This is a genomic window from Nocardiopsis sp. NPDC049922 (genome assembly GCF_040660275.1).
Taxonomy (GTDB): Bacteria; Actinomycetota; Actinomycetes; order Streptosporangiales; family Streptosporangiaceae; genus Nocardiopsis.
On record NZ_JBFAME010000010.1, the window covers coordinates 126,576 to 145,178 of the forward strand.

The 18,603-nt window shown below is 71.0% G+C and carries 18 protein-coding genes and 3 tRNA genes; 13 read left to right on the forward strand and 8 right to left on the reverse strand.

The features are described 5' to 3' along the window. Positions 1-86 precede the first annotated feature (86 nt). Complete coding sequence (locus AB0I72_RS19585) at positions 87-1,982, reverse strand: alkyl sulfatase dimerization domain-containing protein (RefSeq protein WP_358570435.1); 1,896 nt, start codon at positions 1,980-1,982, stop codon at positions 87-89. 458 nt (positions 1,983-2,440) lie between these two features. Here AB0I72_RS19585 and AB0I72_RS19590 point away from each other — a divergent pair, with 458 nt between their 5' ends. After that, entirely contained in the window at positions 2,441-7,894 is a 5,454-nt protein-coding gene (locus tag AB0I72_RS19590; protein WP_358570438.1) for a carboxyl transferase domain-containing protein, read from the forward strand. Positions 7,895-8,015: 121 nt separating this feature from the next. Here the strand turns inward: AB0I72_RS19590 and AB0I72_RS19595 are convergent, their stop codons facing one another. Then, the gene (locus tag AB0I72_RS19595) at positions 8,016-8,408 is read right to left on the reverse strand and encodes a nuclear transport factor 2 family protein (RefSeq protein ID WP_358570441.1); all 393 of its coding nucleotides are present in this window, start codon (positions 8,406-8,408) and stop codon (positions 8,016-8,018) included. Positions 8,409-8,514: 106 nt separating this feature from the next. Here AB0I72_RS19595 and AB0I72_RS19600 point away from each other — a divergent pair, with 106 nt between their 5' ends. Next, positions 8,515-9,087, forward strand: coding sequence for a PadR family transcriptional regulator (locus AB0I72_RS19600; RefSeq protein ID WP_358570444.1), 573 nt, complete (start codon positions 8,515-8,517; stop codon positions 9,085-9,087). A 141-nt stretch (positions 9,088-9,228) separates the two neighbouring features. On the opposite strand, the gene AB0I72_RS19605 is transcribed toward AB0I72_RS19600, so the two are convergent. From AB0I72_RS19605 to AB0I72_RS19615, 3 genes are all read right to left on the reverse strand, one after another. Beyond that, positions 9,229-9,663 (reverse strand): hypothetical protein, encoded by a 435-nt coding sequence (locus AB0I72_RS19605; protein WP_358570447.1) that lies wholly within the window; start codon positions 9,661-9,663, stop codon positions 9,229-9,231. A gap of 113 nt (positions 9,664-9,776) precedes the next feature. After that, entirely contained in the window at positions 9,777-11,081 is a 1,305-nt protein-coding gene (locus tag AB0I72_RS19610; RefSeq protein WP_358570450.1) for an MFS transporter, read from the reverse strand. A gap of 190 nt (positions 11,082-11,271) precedes the next feature. Further along, positions 11,272-11,622 carry a metallopeptidase family protein gene (locus tag AB0I72_RS19615; RefSeq protein WP_358570452.1) on the reverse strand — a complete coding sequence of 117 codons (351 nt, stop codon included), beginning with the start codon at positions 11,620-11,622 and terminating at the stop codon, positions 11,272-11,274. A 95-nt stretch (positions 11,623-11,717) separates the two neighbouring features. On the opposite strand from AB0I72_RS19615, the gene AB0I72_RS19620 reads away from it, so the two are divergent. The 5 genes from AB0I72_RS19620 (at position 11,718) to AB0I72_RS19640 (ending at position 14,738) form a co-directional block, all read left to right on the forward strand. Further along, a complete protein-coding gene (locus tag AB0I72_RS19620; RefSeq protein WP_358570455.1) occupies positions 11,718-13,247 on the forward strand; it encodes a metallophosphoesterase in 1,530 nt (509 codons plus the stop codon). 89 nt (positions 13,248-13,336) lie between these two features. Next, a tRNA-Glu gene (locus AB0I72_RS19625) sits at positions 13,337-13,409 on the forward strand. A gap of 89 nt (positions 13,410-13,498) precedes the next feature. Beyond that, positions 13,499-13,573, forward strand: a tRNA-Asp gene (locus AB0I72_RS19630). Positions 13,574-13,601: 28 nt separating this feature from the next. Next, positions 13,602-13,675, forward strand: a tRNA-Phe gene (locus AB0I72_RS19635). 79 nt (positions 13,676-13,754) lie between these two features. Then, a complete protein-coding gene (locus AB0I72_RS19640; protein WP_358570458.1) occupies positions 13,755-14,738 on the forward strand; it encodes a tyrosine-type recombinase/integrase in 984 nt (327 codons plus the stop codon). Between the two features lie 59 nt (positions 14,739-14,797). Here the strand turns inward: AB0I72_RS19640 and AB0I72_RS19645 are convergent, their stop codons facing one another. From AB0I72_RS19645 to AB0I72_RS19655, 3 genes are all read right to left on the reverse strand, one after another. After that, positions 14,798-15,166, reverse strand: a complete 369-nt coding sequence (locus AB0I72_RS19645; RefSeq protein ID WP_358570461.1) for a hypothetical protein — start codon at positions 15,164-15,166, stop codon at positions 14,798-14,800. 18 nt (positions 15,167-15,184) lie between these two features. Further along, positions 15,185-15,583, reverse strand: a complete 399-nt coding sequence (locus AB0I72_RS19650; protein ID WP_358570464.1) for a hypothetical protein — start codon at positions 15,581-15,583, stop codon at positions 15,185-15,187. A 98-nt stretch (positions 15,584-15,681) separates the two neighbouring features. Further along, the gene (locus tag AB0I72_RS19655; protein WP_358570467.1) at positions 15,682-16,209 is read right to left on the reverse strand and encodes a hypothetical protein; all 528 of its coding nucleotides are present in this window, start codon (positions 16,207-16,209) and stop codon (positions 15,682-15,684) included. Between the two features lie 211 nt (positions 16,210-16,420). Between AB0I72_RS19655 and AB0I72_RS19660 the strand changes: the two genes are divergently transcribed. From AB0I72_RS19660 to AB0I72_RS19685, 6 genes are all read left to right on the forward strand, one after another. Next, positions 16,421-16,696, forward strand: coding sequence for a helix-turn-helix transcriptional regulator (locus AB0I72_RS19660; protein ID WP_358570470.1), 276 nt, complete (start codon positions 16,421-16,423; stop codon positions 16,694-16,696). Further along, complete coding sequence (locus AB0I72_RS19665) at positions 16,697-16,939, forward strand: hypothetical protein (RefSeq protein ID WP_358570473.1); 243 nt, start codon at positions 16,697-16,699, stop codon at positions 16,937-16,939. Positions 16,940-17,040: 101 nt separating this feature from the next. After that, positions 17,041-17,580 carry a hypothetical protein gene (locus AB0I72_RS19670; protein ID WP_358570476.1) on the forward strand — a complete coding sequence of 180 codons (540 nt, stop codon included), beginning with the start codon at positions 17,041-17,043 and terminating at the stop codon, positions 17,578-17,580. Next, a complete protein-coding gene (locus AB0I72_RS19675; protein WP_358570479.1) occupies positions 17,580-17,765 on the forward strand; it encodes a hypothetical protein in 186 nt (61 codons plus the stop codon). The genes AB0I72_RS19670 and AB0I72_RS19675 overlap by 1 nt, the downstream gene beginning before the upstream one ends. Then, entirely contained in the window at positions 17,762-18,118 is a 357-nt protein-coding gene (locus AB0I72_RS19680) for a hypothetical protein (RefSeq protein ID WP_358570482.1), read from the forward strand. Before AB0I72_RS19675 ends, AB0I72_RS19680 begins: the two co-directional genes overlap by 4 nt. Next, entirely contained in the window at positions 18,115-18,588 is a 474-nt protein-coding gene (locus AB0I72_RS19685; protein WP_358570485.1) for a hypothetical protein, read from the forward strand. Before AB0I72_RS19680 ends, AB0I72_RS19685 begins: the two co-directional genes overlap by 4 nt. Positions 18,589-18,603: the final 15 nt, after the last annotated feature.

Consider the following 18,603-nt stretch of genomic DNA (forward strand, 5'->3'; position numbering starts at 1 on the left):
ATGTGCGCCACGGCACCGTGTCGCCCGACGAGTATGACGTGCGTCTCGGCCCCCGCGGAAGGTGTTTTCCGGCCGCGGGGCCGCCCTCAGGGCGTGACGATCGGGAAGTCCGCCTCGGGCTCGTCCACCAGGGCGGCCAGGCGCGGGAGCACGGCCAGGTCGCCCTGGTGTTCGACCCCGTCCAGGTTCCCCTCCCTGAGCACCGCGAGCAGCTGCGTCGTGGTCAGCGTGAGCGTCAGGTCGGCGCCGTCCCCCTTCGGGTTCGGGTAGTGGATCAGGGCCCCGTTCGAGAGCATCGCGCGGTACCGTTCCCCGGTGTCGGCCATCCGCAGGTCGACGCACAGTTCCTCCCGCCAGGCCCGGGGCCCGTTGATCCGGATGGCGACCGAGTCCAGGATCTGGGTGACGTCGAGCGCCCGGACGATGCTCTCGGCCGGCGGGACCTCCCTGGGCACCACCCCGTCCCGCAGTTCCCCGGCCCCGCTCAGGTAGAAGTTGCGCCACGTCGCGCACTCCGCGCCGTAGCCCAGCCGGGTGAGCACGTCGGCCAGCAGCTCCCTGGCGTCCTCGCGGTCGGGATCGGCGAAGACGGCGTGCGAGGCCAGTTCGGCGGCGAACCGGAGCTCCCCCTCGTCGGAGAACGCGCGCGCCCGCTCGATCAGCGCGTCGATCCCGCCCATGGCGCGGGCGTAGAGCCTGCCCTGGGCCTGGGGCGGGTGCTGCCACAGGTGGGCCGGGTTGCCGTCGAACCACCCCATGTAGCGCTGGTAGATCGCCTTGACGTCGTGCGAGACCGATCCGTAGTAGCCGCGCGTGTTCCACGCCCGTTCCAGTCCGGGCGGCATCGGCAGGTCCTCGGCGATCTCGCTGCCGATCCAGCCGCGGTTCATCAACCGCAGCGTCTGGTCGTGCAGGTAGGCGTAGACGTCCCTCTGCTGGGACAGGAAGACCCGGATGTCCTCCGTGCCCCAGGTGGGCCAGTGGTGGGAGGAGAAGACGACGTCGGAGCGGTCCGCGAACAGTTCGATCGCCTCGTTGAGGTGGCGCGACCACCGGCGGGCGTCCCGCACCCGGGCCCCGCGCAGGGTGCCCAGGTTGTGCAGGGTGTGGCAGGCGTTCTCCGCCATGCACAGGGCGCGGGAGCCGGGGAGGTGGAAGTTCATCTCCGCCGGAGCCTCGGTCCCCGGGGTCATGTGGAAGACGAACCGGACCCCGTCCAGGACCTCCTCCTGACCGGTCCGGGTGATGTCGAGCGTGGGCGGCAGCAGCCCGACCCGTCCGGCGGAGAAGTCGAGCCCGAGCCCGACGCCGACCCGCCCCGTCGGCCCCGGCTCCACGGCGTCCGCGGCGAAGTACCTGCCGCGCCGGAGCATCGCCGGGCCCGCGTGCACGTTCTCCGAGACGGCGTGTTCCATGAAGCGTTCCGGCGCCACGATCGCCACCCGGCCGGACCCGACGTCGTCGGGGTCGACCACGCCCAGCACCCCGCCGAAGTGGTCGACGTGCGTGTGCGTGTAGACCACGGCGCTGACGGGGCGGTCCGCGACGTGCTCGCGGTACAGCGCCAGGCCCGCCGCCGCCACCTCGGACGTCATCAACGGGTCCACGACGACGACGCCGTCGCGTCCCTCGATGAGCGTCATGTTGGACAGGTCCATGCCGCGTACCTGGTGGACGCCCTCGGTCACCTCGAACAGGCCGTTGATCGCGGTCAGCCTGCCCTGGCGCCACAGGTGGGGGTGCACCGTGTCGGGGACGGTGTCGCCCCCCTCCTCCAGGAAGTCGTACCGGCCCAGGTCCCACACCGTCCTTCCCCGGGCGTCGGTCACGGTCCGCGGCGCGCTCGCGACGAGTCCGCGGCGCGCGGCGTCGAAGTCGGCGGTGTCGGCGAACGACGGCCCCGCGCGCTCCGCGTCGTCGGCCGCCGCCGTCGGTCGCGGAACTCCGGTCGCGGTCCTGCCCGTCCTGGTCCTGTGCGCCACGTGGTTCTCCTTTCGTGCGTGGTCGGCGTCGGCCGCCGGCCCGGTGTGAGATGCGGAACGTCACCTACCCCCGGCCGCTCGGGGGCAGCGCCAAGGCCGGGTCAACACCTCGGAGCGCACGGCGGTGACCGGGCAGGACGCGGTGGCCGGAGGGGACACGGCGTCCGCCGCCGCCATGGTGTCCGTCCACGCCGCGGGGAGCGCGACCGCCCGCGCTGACCTGGATGATCACGGATGTCCTCGTTCCATCGACCCCGTACACTGCGCGGGGCGGAGCGACCGGGGGCGCTCCACCGGACGCCGCCGGAGCCGCCGACGGCTTTTGGACGTTTCCCACAACAGGAGCCGCGCAGAGTCCTCGGTCGGCGACATGGCGCCGTCGGCCCGTAGTCGGGAGGATGGCACTGCCCGTCGTGCCGCGGCGCGCGCAACGATGATCAACGGAAGGGCCCAATCGCGTGTTCAGTCGTGTCGCCATCGTCAATCGTGGTGAGGCCGCCATGCGGCTCATCCACGCCGTACGGGACATCGCCGCGGAGACAGGGACACGGATCGAGACCGTCGCCCTGTACACCGATGTCGACCGCACCGCCACGTTCGTGCGCGAGGCCGACATCGCCTACGACCTCGGTCCCGCGTCCGCGCGCCCGTACCTCGACCTGAAGGCGCTGGAGCGCGCCCTGGTGGAGACCGGAGCCGACGCCGCGTGGGTCGGCTGGGGCTTCGTCGCGGAGGACCCGGCGTTCGCCGAGCTGTGCGAGCGGATCGGCGTCGCCTTCGTCGGACCGAGCGCCGACGCCATGCGCAAACTCGGCGACAAGATCGGCGCGAAGCTGATCGCCGAGGAGGTCGGCGTCCCCGTCGCGCCGTGGAGCCGCGGCGCGGTCGAGACCCTGGACGCCGCGCTGGAGGCGGCGGCGGAGATCGGCTACCCGCTCATGCTCAAGGCCACCGCGGGCGGCGGCGGGCGCGGCATCCGCGTGATCACCCACGAGGACGAGCTGGCCGACGCCTACGAGCGCACCAGCCAGGAGGCCGCGCGCGCGTTCGGCAGCGGGATCGTCTTCCTGGAGCGCCTGGTCACCAACGCCCGGCACGTCGAGGTCCAGGTGATCGCGGACGGCGAGACCGCGTGGGCGCTCGGCGTCCGCGACTGCTCGGTGCAGCGCCGCAACCAGAAGATCATCGAAGAGTCGGCGTCGCCGGTCCTCAGCCCCGAGCAGGCCGCCGAGCTCAAGGCCTCGGCCGAGCGGCTCGCCGTCTCGGTCGGCTACCGCGGCGCGGCGACCGTCGAGTTCCTCTACCACCCCGGCGACCGGATGTTCGCCTTCCTGGAGGTCAACACCCGCCTCCAGGTCGAGCACCCGATCACCGAGTCCACCACCGGGTTCGACCTCGTCCGGGCCCAGCTGCACGTGGCCTCCGGCGGCAGGCTGGAGGGCGAGCCCCCGGCGGAGCGCGGCCACGCCATCGAGGCCCGCCTCAACGCCGAGGACCCCGACCGCGACTTCGCCCCCTCCCCGGGGCGCATCGCGCGGCTGGACCTGCCCGCCGGTCCGGGCATCCGCGTGGACACCGGCGTCAGCGAGGGCGACACCATCCCCGCCGACTTCGACTCCATGATCGCGAAGATCATCGCCTACGGCCGCGACCGCGACGAGGCGCTCGGCCGCCTGCGCCGGGCGATGGCGCGCACCACCGTCATCATCGAGGGCGGCGCGACCAACAAGAGCTTCGTGCTCGACCTGCTCGACCGGCCCGAGGTGATCGACGCCAGCGCCGACACCGGCTGGATCGACCGCGTCCGCGCCGAGGGCGGCCTCGTCGCGCACCGGCACTCCGCGGTGGCCCTGGCGGCCGCCGCCATCGAGGCGTACGAGGAGGAGGAGCGCGCCGAGCGCCAGCGCCTGCTGTCGACGGCGTTCGGCGGCCGACCGCAGGTGCAGCACGAGAGCGGTCGCCCCCTGGACCTCAAGCTGCGCGGCGTCGGCTACCGCGTCCGCGTCGCGCGGATCGGCGCCCACCGGTTCCGCGTCGGCGTCGAGGCGGGCGAGGACGTCCGCACCGCCGACGTCGAGCTCGACCGCTTCGACGAGCACACCGGCCGCATCATCGTCAACGGCGCCTCGTACCGGCTGCTCACCGGCACGCACGGTCCGATCCACCTGGTCGAGGTGGACGGCGTGGCGCACCGGGTCAGTCGCGACGAGGGCGGCGTCGTCCGCTCGCCCGCGCCCGCACTGGTCGTCGCCACGCCCCTGGAGGTCGGCGCCGAGGTCGAGGCGGGCGCTCCGGTCCTGGTGCTGGAGAGCATGAAGATGGAGACGGTGCTGCGCGCACCGTTCCGGGCACGGCTGAAGGAGTGCGCCGTGTCCGTGGGCAGCCAGGTCGAGACCGGCGCCGCCCTGCTGCGGCTGGAGCCGCTCGCCGACGACGACGCCGAGGAGGCCTCGGACTCCGCGTCCGTCGAGCTGGACCTGCCCGCGGCCCCCGCGACGGTCCCGGTGCGCGAGCGCACCGCGCGCGGCCAGGAGGACCTGCGCGGCCTGCTGCTCGGCTTCGACGTCGACCCGCACGACGAGCGCCGCGTGCTCGACGACTACCTCGCCGCGCGCCGCGCGTCGATCGAGGAGGGCCGTCGGCCGCTCGCCGAGGAGCTCGCGCTCGTCGACGTGTTCGCCGACCTGGCCGAGCTGAGCCGCAACCGCCCGGCGGGCGAGGACGGCGGCGACACCCGCGTGCACAGCGCCCGCGAGTACTTCCACACCTACCTCCAGAGCCTCGACGTCGAGCGGGCCGGTCTGCCGGAGGCGTTCCAGGCCAAGCTCGCCGCGGCGCTCGGGCACTACGGCGTCACCGACCTGGAGCGCACGCCCGAGCTCGAGGCCGCGGTGTTCCGCGTCTTCCTCGCCCAGCAGCGGGTCTCGGCCGACGTGGCCGTCGTCACGGCGCTGCTGCGCGCCTGGCTGAACGAGTCCCCGCCGGCCGAGTCGCTGCGCGAGCGCGTCGGCCTCACCCTGGAGCGGCTGGTGGCCGCGACCCAGGTCCGCTTCCCCGCGGTCGCCGACCTGGCGCGCGGCGTGGTGTTCGCGTGGTTCGCCCAGCCGCTGCTGCGCCGCAACCGCGCCCGCGTCTACGCCAACGTCCGCAGGCACCTGCGCCACCTGGACGCGCACCCGGACGCCTCGGACCGCGCCGAGCGCGTCGCCGAGATGGTGCGCAGCACCGAGCCGCTGGTGCGGCTGCTCGGCCAGCGGCTGGGCCGGGCCGACGTGGACAACACGGTCATGCTGGAGGTGCTGACCCGCCGGTACTACGGCAACAAGGGCCTGACCGACGTCCGCACCCGCGAGGTCGCGGGATGCGCGTTCGTGGTCGCCGAGCGCGCGGAGTCGAGCGTGGTCTCGGCCGCGGTGGCCTTCGAGGAGCTGGGCGACGCGCTGCGCGGGCTCGCGGAGCTGGCGAACGACGGGGAGGCCGTCGACGCCGACATCTACCTGTCCTGGGAGAAGCAGCCCGAGGACTTCGACGCGATGGCGGCCGCGCTGCACGAGGTGTTCAGCGTGCACCCGCTGCCGGACCAGGTCCGCAGGCTCACCGCGACCGTCGCGGGCCGCGACGGCGCGGTCATGCACCACCACTTCACGTTCCGCCCGTCGTCGACCGGGCTGGCCGAGGACCGGCTGATCCGCGGCCTGCACCCGTACATCGCGCAGCGGATGCGGATGGAGCGGCTCCGGAAGTTCGACCTCACCCGGCTGCCGTCCTCGGACGAGGAGGTCTACCTCTTCCAGTGCGTGGCCAGGGAGAACCCGTCCGACGACCGCCTCGTCGCGTTCGCGCAGGTGCGCGATCTGACCGAGCTGCGCGAGCACGACGGCAGGCTGGTCTCGCTGCCGACGGCCGAGGACACCGTCGCGGCGTGCCTCGACTCGATCCGCCGGGCGCAGTCCCGACGGCCGTCGCGCACGCGGTTCAACACCAACCGGATCGTGGTCTACGTCTGGCCGCCGGTCGGCATCACCCGCGAGGAGCTGGAGATGATCGCCGGGCGCGTGCGTCCGACGACCGCGGGCGCCGGTCTGGAGGAGATCCTGTTCATCGCGCGCCAGCGCGACCCGGAGACCGGTGAGCTGGCCAAGGTCGCCGTGCGCATCGCCTTCGACGCCACCGGCGGCTCCCAGCTGACCATCGGCGAGCCGTCGGACGAGCCCGTCGAGCCGGTCGACGACTACCGCCAGAAGGTGCTGCGCGCGAGCAGCCGCAACACCGTCTACCCGTACGAGCTGACCGGGCTGCTCGGCGACTTCGTCGAGCACGACCTCGACGGGAACCACGCGCTCGTGCCCGTCGACCGGCCCAGGGGGCGCAACACCGCTGGCATCGTCGCGGGTGTGGTCTCCACGCCGACCGAGCGTCACCCGGAGGGCGTCACCCGCGTGGTGCTGCTCGGCGACCCGACGAAGTCGCTCGGCGCGCTGTCGGAGCCGGAGTGCCGCCGCGTGATCGCCGCGCTGGACCTGGCCGAGCGGATGGGCGTGCCACTGGAGTGGTACGCGCTGTCCGCCGGCGCCCGGATCTCCATGGAGTCGGGCACCGAGAACATGGACTGGGTGGCCGCGGCGCTCAAGCGGATCGTCGAGTTCACCCAGGACGGCGGCGAGATCAACATCGTGGTCGCGGGCATCAACGTCGGCGCACAGCCGTACTGGAACGCCGAGGCGACGATGCTCATGCACACCAAGGGCATCCTGGTGATGACGCCGGACTCGGCGATGGTCCTCACCGGCAAGCAGTCGCTCGACTTCTCCGGCGGTGTCTCGGCCGAGGACAACTTCGGCATCGGCGGCTACGACCGCGTCATGGGCCCGAACGGGCAGGCGCAGTACTGGGCGCCGAACCTGCTCGCCGCGCGGGACGTACTGATGTCGCACTACGACCACGCCTACATCGCGCCGGGCGAGGAGGCGCCACGACGGGCGACGACCACCGACCCCGTCGACCGCGACGTCTCCGACTTCCCGCACGCCGTGGAGGGCAGCGACTTCACCACCGTCGGCGAGATCTTCTCCGCCGAGGCCAACCCGGACCGCAAGAAGCCGTTCGACATCCGCACCGTGATGCGGGCGCTCTCCGACCAGGACCACGCGGTGCTGGAGCGCTGGGCGGGCATGGCCGACGCGGACACCGCGGCGGTGCAGGACGTGCACCTCGGCGGCATGCCGGTCTGCCTGCTCGGCATCGAGTCGCGGTCGGTGCAGCGGCACGGCTTCCCGCCCACCGACGGCCCGGACACCTACACCGCGGGCACGCTGTTCCCGCGGTCGTCGAAGAAGGCCGCGCGTGCGATCAACGCGGCCAGCGGCAACCGGCCGCTGGTGGTGCTGGCGAACCTGTCGGGCTTCGACGGCTCGCCGGAGTCGATGCGCAAGCTCCAGCTGGAGTACGGCGCCGAGATCGGGCGCGCGATCGTGAACTTCCAGGGGCCCATCGTGTTCTGCGTGATCTCGCGGTACCACGGCGGCGCGTTCGTGGTGTTCTCGAAGGCGCTGAACCCGAACATGACGGTGCTCGCGCTGGAGGGCTCGTACGCCTCGGTGCTGGGCGGCGCCCCCGCCGCGGCGGTGGTGTTCTCCGGTGACGTCAACGCCCGGACCGCGGCCGACCCGCGCGTGCGGGACCTGGAGGCGCGCGTCGCGGCCGCCTCGGGCACCGAGCGCGCCGCGCTGACCGCGGAACTCGACGAGCTCCGGGTGTCGGTCCGCGCGGAGAAGCTCGGCGAGGTCGCGTCAGAGTTCGACGGCGTGCACGACATCCACCGCGCGGTCGAGGTCGGCTCGGTGGACGCCGTCATCAGCGCCGCCGAACTGCGCCCGCGCGTCATCGCGGCCCTGGAGGCGCACCAGCGGTAGGGAGACGCCACGGGCAGGAGGTCCCCGGCGGGCCGGTCATCGACGACGGTGGCCGGTTCCCGCCGGGGACCTCGCCGCGACGGCGTCGGTCGCGGGGTGCGCGGTCGGCTGTCCGTGGCGCTCAGCCGCCGACCGCCTCCCGTTCGATCCGCTCGAACTGCGCGCCCATGGCCTCGGCGAGCGCGTTGGCCCCGGACAGCGGCCGCACCATGACGGTGAGCTCGGCGATCAGACCGTCGTCGTCGAGGCGCAGGAAGTCGCAGCCGTGGACCTGGCGGCCGTTCACCGTCGCCTGGAACACGAGCGCGTGGTCGCGGGGGTCGGCGCCCGCGAACTCCCGCACGTAGTGGAAGTCCTCGAAGACCCGCATGACCCCGCGCAGGATCGCCGCCGTGATCGCCTTGCCCGGGTAGGGCCGGAAGACCACCGGGCTGGTGAACACGACGTCCTCGGCGAGCAGCGCCTCGACGGCGGTCATGTCCCCGGCCTCGACGGCCTCGCGGAACCGGCGCATGTGTCCTCCTATGCAACTCGTTGAATAGGTGTGTCGGAGGCTACTGGATAGTCACATAGTTGACTAGTCTTGAAATTGACTGATCACCGTGATGGGATCTGGGGCCATGGCATTGCGCGACGCGGTGATGGCCGCGCTCCTGGAGGGGGAGGCGTCCGGATACGACCTGGCCAAGGGGTTCGACGCCTCGGTGGCCAACTTCTGGATGGCCACGCCCCAGCAGATCTACCGGGAACTGGACCGGATGGAGTCCGAGGGGCTGGTCCGGGCACGCGTCGTGCACCAGGAGAAGCGCCCGAACAAGCGGCTGTTCTCGCTGACCGACGCCGGGCGGCGGGCGCTGCGCGACTTCACCGCCGCGCCCCCGAGGCCGGGCGTGGCGCGTGAGGAGCTCCTGGTCCAGGTGCAGGCGCTGGACGTCGGGGACGTGGAGGCGGTCAGGGAGTCGGTCCGGGAGCGCGGCGACTGGGCCCGGGCCAAGATCGCCCGCTACGAGCGGCTGCGCGAGCGCCTCCTGGACGGCCGGAGCGAGGAGGAGTACCTCCTGCACGCGGAGCGGATCGGTCCCTACCTGACCCTCATGCGCGGCCTGGAGTTCGAGCGCGAGAACCTGCGCTGGGGCGAGCGGGTCCTGGCCGTGCTCGACCGACGCGCCACCGTGCGCGCCACGGACGGGTGAGACGGAGGGGATACCCGCGCCACGCCGCGGCCGGCGACAGCCAGACCGAGGGGCTCGACGACGGCGAAGCGGCCCCGGCCGGAGCCGGTCCGCTCCGCTCGCCCGTGATCATCGCCGGTCGCCCGGCTGTCCGCGCGGCGCTCAGCCCGCCACGGGGATGGCCGCCGCGACCGTGTTCCGGTCCGCACGGCCCAACAGCGGGAAGACGATCCGCAGCCCCTCCTCGTCGCTCGGTGACGAGACGACGAACGACGAGTTGAGCACGCGCTCCCGGATCTCCGAGCGCACGAGCCCCGCGCGCGGGACGGTCATCACGTGCTCCCTGGGCTTGGGGAACATCGGGTCCGCCCGGAAGATGAGGATCCGTCGGTCGGTCATCGCCAGGTACATGGGCGTCGGCACAGGGATCACCGCCATGGCGCCGCCGCTGAAGATCGCCGACGCCGCGGCGAACGCCGCCGTCCGGCCCACGGAGACCGTCGTGAGGTTGACGACGGTCGTCACCTCCACACGCTCCCCGGGTTCGAGCATGGGGTCCAGCCTGGCCATCAGGCGTCGGCGGCGCAGTCCGTTCACGGTGTTCCCTCGTCACTGGTCGTGAGCCGGGCCGGGGCGACCCGTCCGGCGGTGCGATCACTTTCGCACACGCGGGAAGGCGTCCCTGCCCCGGGATCCCGTGACGGCGGAGGTCAGGCGGTCCGTTCCGTCTCGTTCATCCGCTCGATCGTGGGTCCGGCCGCCCGGGCCCACGGGACGGAGAGGACGGCGGCGGCCAGGACCCCCAGGCCGCCCGCCACCACGATCACGGAGCCGGTGCTGAAGAACTCCGCGCAGAAACCGGCGACGAGGATGCCCACGCCCTGGGCGACCTGGAGTCCGGCCGCGACCAGACCGAAGGCCAGCGCCCGCCCCTCCTTGGGCACGCACAGGACGAAGGCCGCGTTGGCCACGAACTGGTAGGAACCGGCGACCCCCACCAGGGCGAGCGCGGTGACCATCAGCCACAGCGGCGGGTGGAACAGCCACAGCAGCAACGGGACCGAGGTGAGCACGGCCAACGGGCCCAGCAGTCGCATCCGGGTGGGCGGCGGCACCAGTCGGGTGAGGACGAGACCGCCGACCAGGGCGCCGACCGAGGAACCCGCCATGATGAACCCGGTCGCCGCGTCCCCCGCGCCGATCTCGGTGGTGATCGGCTTGGCGAGGCCGTACGGGATCGAGTACAGACCGGCGAGCCAGCCGAGCAGGGCGAGCGTGCGCAGCCGGGAGTCGCCGAAGACGAGCTTGGCGCCGTCGCGGGTCATCGCGAGGAAGCCCGGGCGGTCCTGCTCGTCGGTGCGGGCGGCGGGGCGGGAACGGACACCGACCAGGACGATGACGGCGGACAGGACGAAGACGGCGCCGTTGGCGGCCACGGCCACGTGCGGACCGATGAGCCCCACGACGACGCCGCCCGCGACCAGACCGGTCAACATGCCCACCTGCGAGGTGAGCTGGATGATCGCGGTGCTGGCCACGTAGCGCTCGCCCTGGACGATCTCGGTCATCAGGGCCGCGCGCGCGGCGGCGAACGGGATCGAGGGCAGCACCGAGCAGAACAGCAGCGCCCAGATCGCCCAGACCGGCATGCCCGGAACGGCGATGAGGAGGACGACGAGCGCGCGGATCAGGTCGCACACCACCATGACCTGGCGGCGGGGGAAGAGGTCGGCGAGTCCGGACAGCAGCGGACCGGCGATGAACGGGGGCAGGAAGGTGACCGCGAGCGTGACGCCGGTCGCGAACGCGGACTCGGTGAGCTGGTAGACGAGGATGCTGGTGGCGATGCTCAGCACGTTGGCGCCGATCATCGAGAGGGCGTGGGCGAGCCAGATGGAGCGGAACTCGCCAATGCGCATGACCTCGCGGTAGCTGCTCCGCCAGGTCTCGTTCGGGCTGCTGGGGGGTTCGTGGCCCCCGTGGTCAGGCGATTTGTCGAGGCTCGGATTCGTCACCCGGCGCTCCCTCATCTTTACAGGGTTGAATTCACGCTGTGTCGCGTCCCGGTAACCAACCGTTCCTGATTAGAGGTGTGACCGCAACCACCTTTGGGGATTTCGTGGCTGATTCGTTGCGCTGGGTCACCGTCGCGAAGTGCGTACGTCCTGGTCCGGCGCGCGCCCTGGGTCCCGGTTTCCGGAGAATTCAGGCCCAGCCGAGCTCGTCGAGTCGGGAGTCGTCGATCCCGAAATGGTGCGCGATTTCGTGAATGACGGTTACGCGAACCTCCTCGACGACCTCTTCCGGTGTCTCACAGATCGCGCAGATGTCACGCCGGTAAATGAAGATCTGGTCCGGCAGCACGCCGAAGTAGGTGTCGCCCCGCTCGGTCAGGGGGACGCCCTCGTAGAGCCCGAGCAGACCGTCGGGCGACTCGTCCTGGACCGTGATGACGACGTTGTCCATGAGCCGCGCCAGGTGCGGCGGGATCTCGTCCAGGGCGTCGGCGACCAGTTCCTCGAAGCGTGCGCGCGTCAGTTCCACCACACCAGACATTGTGCTGCCTGACCGACGGGGCCGGAAGCGATCCGGGGGAGACATAACACTCTGGTCGGGAGGAAACATTGGGAACGGTTCCCCGGGGCGGCATCATGGGGGATGTGTTGTCTTGGGAAGCGGTCCGCGCGTACGACGTCCGGGGCGCCCTCGCCCGCGTCTGGTCCGGACGCGCGTGGCGCTGGGCGTGCGTGGTCGTGGCGGGCTTCGTCGGGGGCTGGCTGGGTCTGGCGCTCGGCGGCCACGTCGTCACCCCGATCGGCCCCGCCGACGTCACGCTCGCCCTGACCCCCCAGTGGCGCGGCGAGACCGTCGTCGACGTCGCTCCCTTCGGCCAGTTGGCCTTCGACACGCACCGGGCCCCGCTGCGGGTGGAGGCGACGGTCTCCGACATCCGGCTCGCCGCGGCCGAGGAGATGTTCACCGACCCCGAGTCGATCAACCGGATGGCCGCGGGCATCGGGGCGGACCTGCGCGCGGGTGTGATCGCGCTGGTGGTGCGGGCGCTGCTGGTCGCGGCGCTGGGTGCGCTGGTCATGGGGCTGCTGCTGTTCCGGAACGTGTGGCGGGCGGTGGGCAGCGCCGCCGTGTCGCTGGTCGCGCTCGCCGCGTCCGGGGCGGTCGCGGCGGCGACGTTCAACCCCAGCGCGATCGCCGAGCCCCGGTACACGGGGCTGATCGCGGGGGCGCCGCAGGTGGTGGGCAGCGCCGAGGCCGTCGTCAGCCGGTTCACGCAGTACCAGGAGCAGCTGGCCGGTCTGGTGGGCAACGTGTCGATGCTCTACGAGGCGACCTCGACCCTCCCGGTGTACGAGGAGGACGAGTCGGTGATCCGGGTGCTGCACGTGTCCGACATCCACCTCAACCCGGCGTCGTGGGCGATCATCGGCACGCTGACCCGGCAGTACGCGGTCGACGTGGTCGTGGACTCGGGCGACCTGACCGACCGGGGGAGCGCGGCGGAGGACGCCTTCGCCGACGAGATCGCCGACCTGGAGGTCCCCTACGTGTGGGTGCGCGGCCAGCACGACTCCATGGGCACCCAGCGGGCGGTGGCCGCCCAGCCGAACGCCGTGGTGCTCGACGGCGACGTGCACGAGGTGGCGGGCCTGACCTTCTTCGGCGCGGGCGACCCCCGGTTCACCCCCGACGCGACCCGGCTGAACCCCGGGCTCGGGGAGATCGCCGACCTGGGCGAGGAGCAGGCGGCGTCGGTGGCCGAGTCCGGGGAGGAGGTGGACGTGGCCGTGCTGCACACGCGCACGCAGGCGGAGGCCTTCGACGGGGTGGTGCCGCTCGTGCTCACGGGGGACGAGCACCAGCGGTCGACGCGGTTGGGCGCGGAGGGGACGCGGTTCCTCGTGCAGGGCTCCACGGGCGGTGCGGGGCTGGGTGGCCTTGATCACGGTTCGGGGCGACCGATCCCCTACCAGGCCTCGGTGCTGTACCTGGACGCGGAGACCGGGCGGCTCCAGGCGCGCGACGACATCGACCTCGGGGGTATCGGCCTGACGTCGGCGCAGGTCGAACGGCACATCGAACCGGAGCCCGGACGCCCGGTGGGGGAGCGGGGGAGCGAGCCGAGCGAGGGGGCCAGCGCGTCGGAGAGCACGGCCGAGGGGTGATGTTCGCGCAGGTGGCGCGGGGCCGTCACGGGTGGGCGAATCGCTTTGGAGTTGGTGGGAATCTCCCCTATGCTTGACCTGTCACACGGGCCCCCATCGTCTAGCGGCCTAGGACGCCGCCCTTTCAAGGCGGTAGCGCGGGTTCGAATCCCGTTGGGGGTACGACGCGGTCAGACCACTGCCGGACATCTGGCAGAATGAGTACCGCAGCGACGCGCCGGGGCTACGGACCCGGCGTGACAAGCGAACAAGGTCCTGTGGAGCAGTTAGGAGTGCTCGCCACCCTGTCAAGGTGGAGGCCGCGGGTTCAAATCCCGTCAGGACCGCAGATGCCGCCGAGGGATCGGCGCGCATGGCTAGGTAGCTCAGTTGGTACGAGCGTCCGCCTGAAAAGCGGAAGGTCGGCGGTTCGACCCCGCCCCTAGCCACAATTCCACTCTGACCAGCGGTTACGCCAAGGCGGGCCACTGCGTAGCGTAGGCTACACCGCTGGATCAGAGGAAAACTATGGGATCTCCCAAGAGGGCCTCTCGCGCCCCGAAGAACCTCGACGCCGGGCCCATGGCCCCCGAGATCGACTCCTTCGAGCTTCACCTGAACGCCGAGAAGAAGTCCCCCAAGACGGTCCGCACCTACTGCGAAGCCGCCGCCTGGATGGCCGCCACCCACATCCTCCCCGCCGCCGCCAAGGCACCCAAGACCAAGGGGCGACCCAAGCCCGCCACCGGTCTCGGGGTCGGCAAGGACGACTGGGCCGACGTCACGAGCATGGACATCCAGCGCTGGATCGTCTGGCTCCTGGAAAACTACTCCGACTCCTACGCCAACAACCAGTTCCGGGCTCTGCAGCAGTTCTTCCGGTGGTACTCCGCCGAGGAGGAAGTGCCCAACCCCATGGTCGGCATGAAGCCGCCCAAGATCGACGAGACCGAGGTCCCGGTCTTCACCCCCGACGAGCTGGCCGCGCTCATCGTCGCCTGCCGGGGCCGCACCTTCCAGCAGCGCCGCGACACCGCCATCATCATGTTCTTCCGTGACACCGGGGTCCGGCTCTCGGAGCTGGCCGGGCTCACCAAGGACGACCTGAACTTGAAGGAGCGCGAGGCCCTGATCACCGGCAAGGGCGGCAAGCAGCGCACCGTCCGGTTCAGCTACGATGCCGCCCGCGCCCTGGACCGGTACCTGCGCGAGCGTGCCCGCCACCGCCTGTCCCGCTGTCCCGACGTGTGGCTGGGCATCCGCAACCGGATGCCCATGACCCCCAACGGCGTCTACCAGATGGTCGTCCGCCGCGGCGCGGAGGCGGGTGTCGAGGTGAACCCGCACAAGTTCCGGCACGACTTCTCCCACCGCTGGCTCGACAACGGCGGCGCCGAGGGCGACCTCAAGGAGCTGACCGGCTGGAAGAGCGACCAGATGCTCCGCCGGTACGGTCGCTCTGCGGCCGGCGCCCGTGCCCGCCGCTCCTACGACCGCATCATGGGCAACTGACCCCTTCCACACGACAGCGCCTCGGCCCTCCCCGCCGAGGCGCTTTTTCGTGTGCGTGATCAGTGGTAGGGGACGAGCAGGCCCGCCGCTTCGAGACAGCGGATACCTCGGTAGTCGACTGGGGCTTCCCCGTGGCCCCAGTAGCCGGTGCCGTCCTCCGGGACGTCGTCCCAGGACTCGAAGCCCCAGATCCTCAGGATCAGTTCCTCAGGCTCTCCGGTCAGGCTGCGCCTGTAGCCGCGGATTACGCGCAGGAACGTCGATCCCTCCCAGAGCCTGAAGAGGTATCCGGTGGGTGTCGTGTAGAGCCAGTAGCCCTCGGGCGGGGGGCGGTGCCCGTCGTCGATGATCATCGAGACCAGGGGGCCCGTGGGGTCGGGTCGGTAGATGAACGGTTTGGGTGCGTCAGGTGCGGGGTCGTCGTGCATCGGTATCTCCTGCCACGGTCACGCGTGATCCGTGTACGGATAGGGCACGAGGAGTCCAGCGACCTCCAGGCACCGGATCGCCTGGTAGTTGACGTACTCCTCACCAGAGCCCCAGAATCCACTGCCGTCGTCGGGGATCTGGTCCCACGACCAGAGCCCGTATACCTTCAGGCACAGGTCGTAGGGCTCCCCAGTGACATGTCGCTTGCCGCCTCGGACGACGCGCCCGAATGTTGCGCGGTCCCAGAACCTGAAGAGGTATCCGGTGGGTGTCGTGTAGAGCCAGTAGCCCTCGGGCGGGGGGCGGTGGCCGTCGTCGATGATGATCGACAGGGTCGGGTCTTCGGGGGTCGGTCGGTAGATGCGCTGTGGGCGGAGGTCACCCTGCGCGCGGGTCCCATTGAACTCTGATGGCATTACACATCCCCTTTGACTGCGTTCTGCCAGGTCGTAGCGGGGATGATCATGGTAAACCCAGAGTGTGACGAAATCCACATTTGGGCCTAACCACTTCTTTACTCGCCCGTAGGGTCGCTCTCCGAGGTGCGCTCGGCTCGTTGTCGGCCCTGCTCCTCCAGGAACGACCTGCCTGCGTGCACCATGACACCGAGCATCTGGTGGGTGAGGCTGTCGCGTTCGTCGGCCGCGAGTCCGTCCAGGCCCGGCACAGATTTCAGGTCGAGGGGAATCATCATCTGCTGTGGGTGCCCGTCGGCTCCCCGCACGCTCAACCAGAGTTGGAGACCTCCTTGGGGGGTGGAGGTCACGTACGCCTGTGGTGCTGCCTCCTCCAGGGGCATCGGTCGACCCCCGGCGAGGATCGAGTTGATCGACCCCGGGGTCCACTCCAGGGCATCCTCCAGGGCCCGACGCGTAGCCATGGGGATGGAGACTTCGCCCTTGCGGATGCGCCGAAGGGCTTCAGTGCCGCGTCTAGCGCGCTTGGCGACCTCACTCAGTGTCATCCCTTTCTCGGCGGCGCGCTCGTCGATGTGCTTGCCGAGGGCGATGCGTTCGGGTGGCGGCGATGTATCGCTACTCATGCCACCACCGTACACCGCGTGACCCCACCTGGGACCCGCCTGGACCCCTCTTCGATCCCATGTGGCTTCACTTCCTAAGATGGCCGCCGCAAGTTAAGTGTCTTATTTGTGCAGGTAAAGCGCCTTCCGTATCCCCGTGGGGAGCTGTCAACCCCTCGTTGGCGCCAGATAAGTGTGTCCTAAGTGGGATCAAGTTGTGTAAAGTGGGGTCATGAAGCAGCACCAATCGCAGACGACCCCCCCGACCCGGCGCCGCAGCAAGCGCCGCTTCGACCGGGACGGGTTCCGCGAACTGCTCGAAAACAAGGGTTACAGCCTCGTCGCCTTCGCCAAGGCGACCGGCATCTCCTACTCCGGGCTCCGCAAGATCGCCGTCGGCACCCGCCAGCCCTCCCCGAACACGTACCGACTGATCCTCGCCCGCCTGGACCTGCTTGAAGGGTCGCTGCGGGTGGAGGACCACAGCGAGCACCGGGAGGCGGCATAGATGTCCCACGAGCTGAACGGGCGCATCGGCGCACTGGAGTCGTGGGCTCGCACGAGAGACCGGGCCGCGCGCACCGCGAAGGCGCGTAAGGCGTCCCCGGCCTCCGTCGACTACTGGATCGACCGGGTGCCTGAGGACATCACTGACCCCGACCAGAGGCGCACGGCGGGCGAAGAGGCCCACCGCGCGCACATGCTCCGCCTGGCCGCTGCCAGCGCGAAAGCCCGCCGCAAGTCCGCCTGAGCGACCCGTGGCCGTCTGACCCCGGTCATGCGAAAGCCCCCGCCCGCTGTCACCGGGCGAAGGGCTTCCTGTCTCAATTCCTCCAGAGAAGGCACGAGACCGTGAACCACGGTATCAGCGAAGACACCATCAACCACCTCACCCGACAGGCCGCGCGGTTCTCCGAACACGCCACAGACGCCCGCACCAGGGCATACGACTTGGACAAGCAGGCCGCCGCCACACGAATCCACGCCGCACGGCAGGAGAGCCGCGCACAGGAATGGCGCACTCTCGCCGCACTGGCCACCGGGACGGAGCTGCCGCGACTGGAGCGCTCCGACGCCGACCGGATCGCCGACGTCTTCCGCGTCGGGGCATCCCTGGTCTCTCAGCACCCGGAGCTGCCGCAACCGAACTGGTCGCCTAGCCCTGATCACCTTGTCGGGTCCTTCTGGGGCCCCACCGCTGTCGACGACCTGACCCTGTGGGCCGACGCGCTCGGAGCTGAGGTCGTCGACGACCCGATCCTGCCCGTCCAGGGACGCGAGGCGTTCAAGGTCACCGCCGAGATCGACGGCATCCACGTGTGGTTGCGCGGTGACCGGCCCCGGGACACCGACACCGTCATCACCCCGGCTTCCGAGAGGAGCGCCGCCTGATGCGCTTCGTCCACGCCAACCGCATCCGCCGAGAACAGCGCCAGTACGCCGAGCAGGCCGAACGGGACACCGCCGTCGAGGTCGACGAGCACGCCGCCGAGGTCCTGGCCGACGCCGACACCGTCCTGGAGCACATCGACCAGACCCTGGCCGACGACGCCGACACGGTGAGGGGCACCCGATGATGCCCATCGCCACCAGACAGCAGCCCACCGTCCGCAGCGCCATCGGCCGCCTGCAGGAGAAGTGGCCCGTCGGCACCCTGGTCACGCACACCGTGTCCGGCCTGCGCGGCGTCGTCTCCCTCGACCACCCGGACCGGGTGCCCTGCACGTCCTTGCCGGGCGAGGCGTCCGCGTGGTGTCTGCTCCCGTCCATCACCACCACCAACGGGACCCGGCCCGGACGCGGAGCCGCCGTCCACGTCGCCTTCCACGTCGACGGCGTCACCTGGACCGCGTGGATCCGCACGGACTACCTCGCGCGAGCCAGCGTCCGCCGCCGGTCCCGCAAGTCCCGCACGTCAAGGAACAGGTGAGGACTGTGGAGTACATCGTCATCGACACCAGCGAGCAGGGCACGTGGATGCGGTATGACCGCGCTCTCGACCTCAAGGCCGAGGTGGGGCAGGAAGGGTCGGACCGGGTGGCGTTGAACCCCCAGTTCGACGCCGCCGCGTGGGTCAACGACGTCGGCCACCTCAAGCCGGAGGACTACCCGCGCAACGTGTTCGGGTCGTGTGTGCTGGCCACGCTGGGAGCACCGCCCCGCCCCTACGCGGGCCCCATCGTCATCACCGGGTGGGACCGCGTTGAGGAGATCACCGACGTCGACGGCCCGCTGATCGAATACGTGATCGACACCGTCCGGTACGCGCTCGGCATCGACCCGGACCCTGAGGGAGTCGTCCACGGGACGGCATGGGCTCGGGACCTGCGCAAGCACGCCGAGAGCCTAAAGTCCGCGCCTGCGCCCACGATCCAGGCCATCCCCTGGGAGGAGTCGTGAGCGTCCCGCCGATTC

What these genes read in the sequence shown, in the direction of transcription:
- AB0I72_RS19595 (WP_358570441.1), bottom strand. Translation starts at nt 8,408, where the DNA reads ATGCGCCGGTTCCGCGAGGCCGTCGAGGCCGGGGACATGACCGCCGTC.
- AB0I72_RS19600 (WP_358570444.1), top strand. Translation starts at nt 8,515, where the DNA reads ATGGCATTGCGCGACGCGGTGATGGCCGCGCTCCTGGAGGGGGAGGCG.
- AB0I72_RS19615 (WP_358570452.1), bottom strand. Translation starts at nt 11,622, where the DNA reads ATGTCTGGTGTGGTGGAACTGACGCGCGCACGCTTCGAGGAACTGGTC.
- AB0I72_RS19620 (WP_358570455.1), top strand. Translation starts at nt 11,718, where the DNA reads ATGGGGGATGTGTTGTCTTGGGAAGCGGTCCGCGCGTACGACGTCCGG.
- AB0I72_RS19640 (WP_358570458.1), top strand. Translation starts at nt 13,755, where the DNA reads ATGGGATCTCCCAAGAGGGCCTCTCGCGCCCCGAAGAACCTCGACGCC.
- AB0I72_RS19645 (WP_358570461.1), bottom strand. Translation starts at nt 15,166, where the DNA reads ATGCACGACGACCCCGCACCTGACGCACCCAAACCGTTCATCTACCGA.
- AB0I72_RS19650 (WP_358570464.1), bottom strand. Translation starts at nt 15,583, where the DNA reads ATGCCATCAGAGTTCAATGGGACCCGCGCGCAGGGTGACCTCCGCCCA.
- AB0I72_RS19655 (WP_358570467.1), bottom strand. Translation starts at nt 16,209, where the DNA reads ATGAGTAGCGATACATCGCCGCCACCCGAACGCATCGCCCTCGGCAAG.
- AB0I72_RS19660 (WP_358570470.1), top strand. Translation starts at nt 16,421, where the DNA reads ATGAAGCAGCACCAATCGCAGACGACCCCCCCGACCCGGCGCCGCAGC.
- AB0I72_RS19665 (WP_358570473.1), top strand. Translation starts at nt 16,697, where the DNA reads ATGTCCCACGAGCTGAACGGGCGCATCGGCGCACTGGAGTCGTGGGCT.
- AB0I72_RS19675 (WP_358570479.1), top strand. Translation starts at nt 17,580, where the DNA reads ATGCGCTTCGTCCACGCCAACCGCATCCGCCGAGAACAGCGCCAGTAC.
- AB0I72_RS19680 (WP_358570482.1), top strand. Translation starts at nt 17,762, where the DNA reads ATGATGCCCATCGCCACCAGACAGCAGCCCACCGTCCGCAGCGCCATC.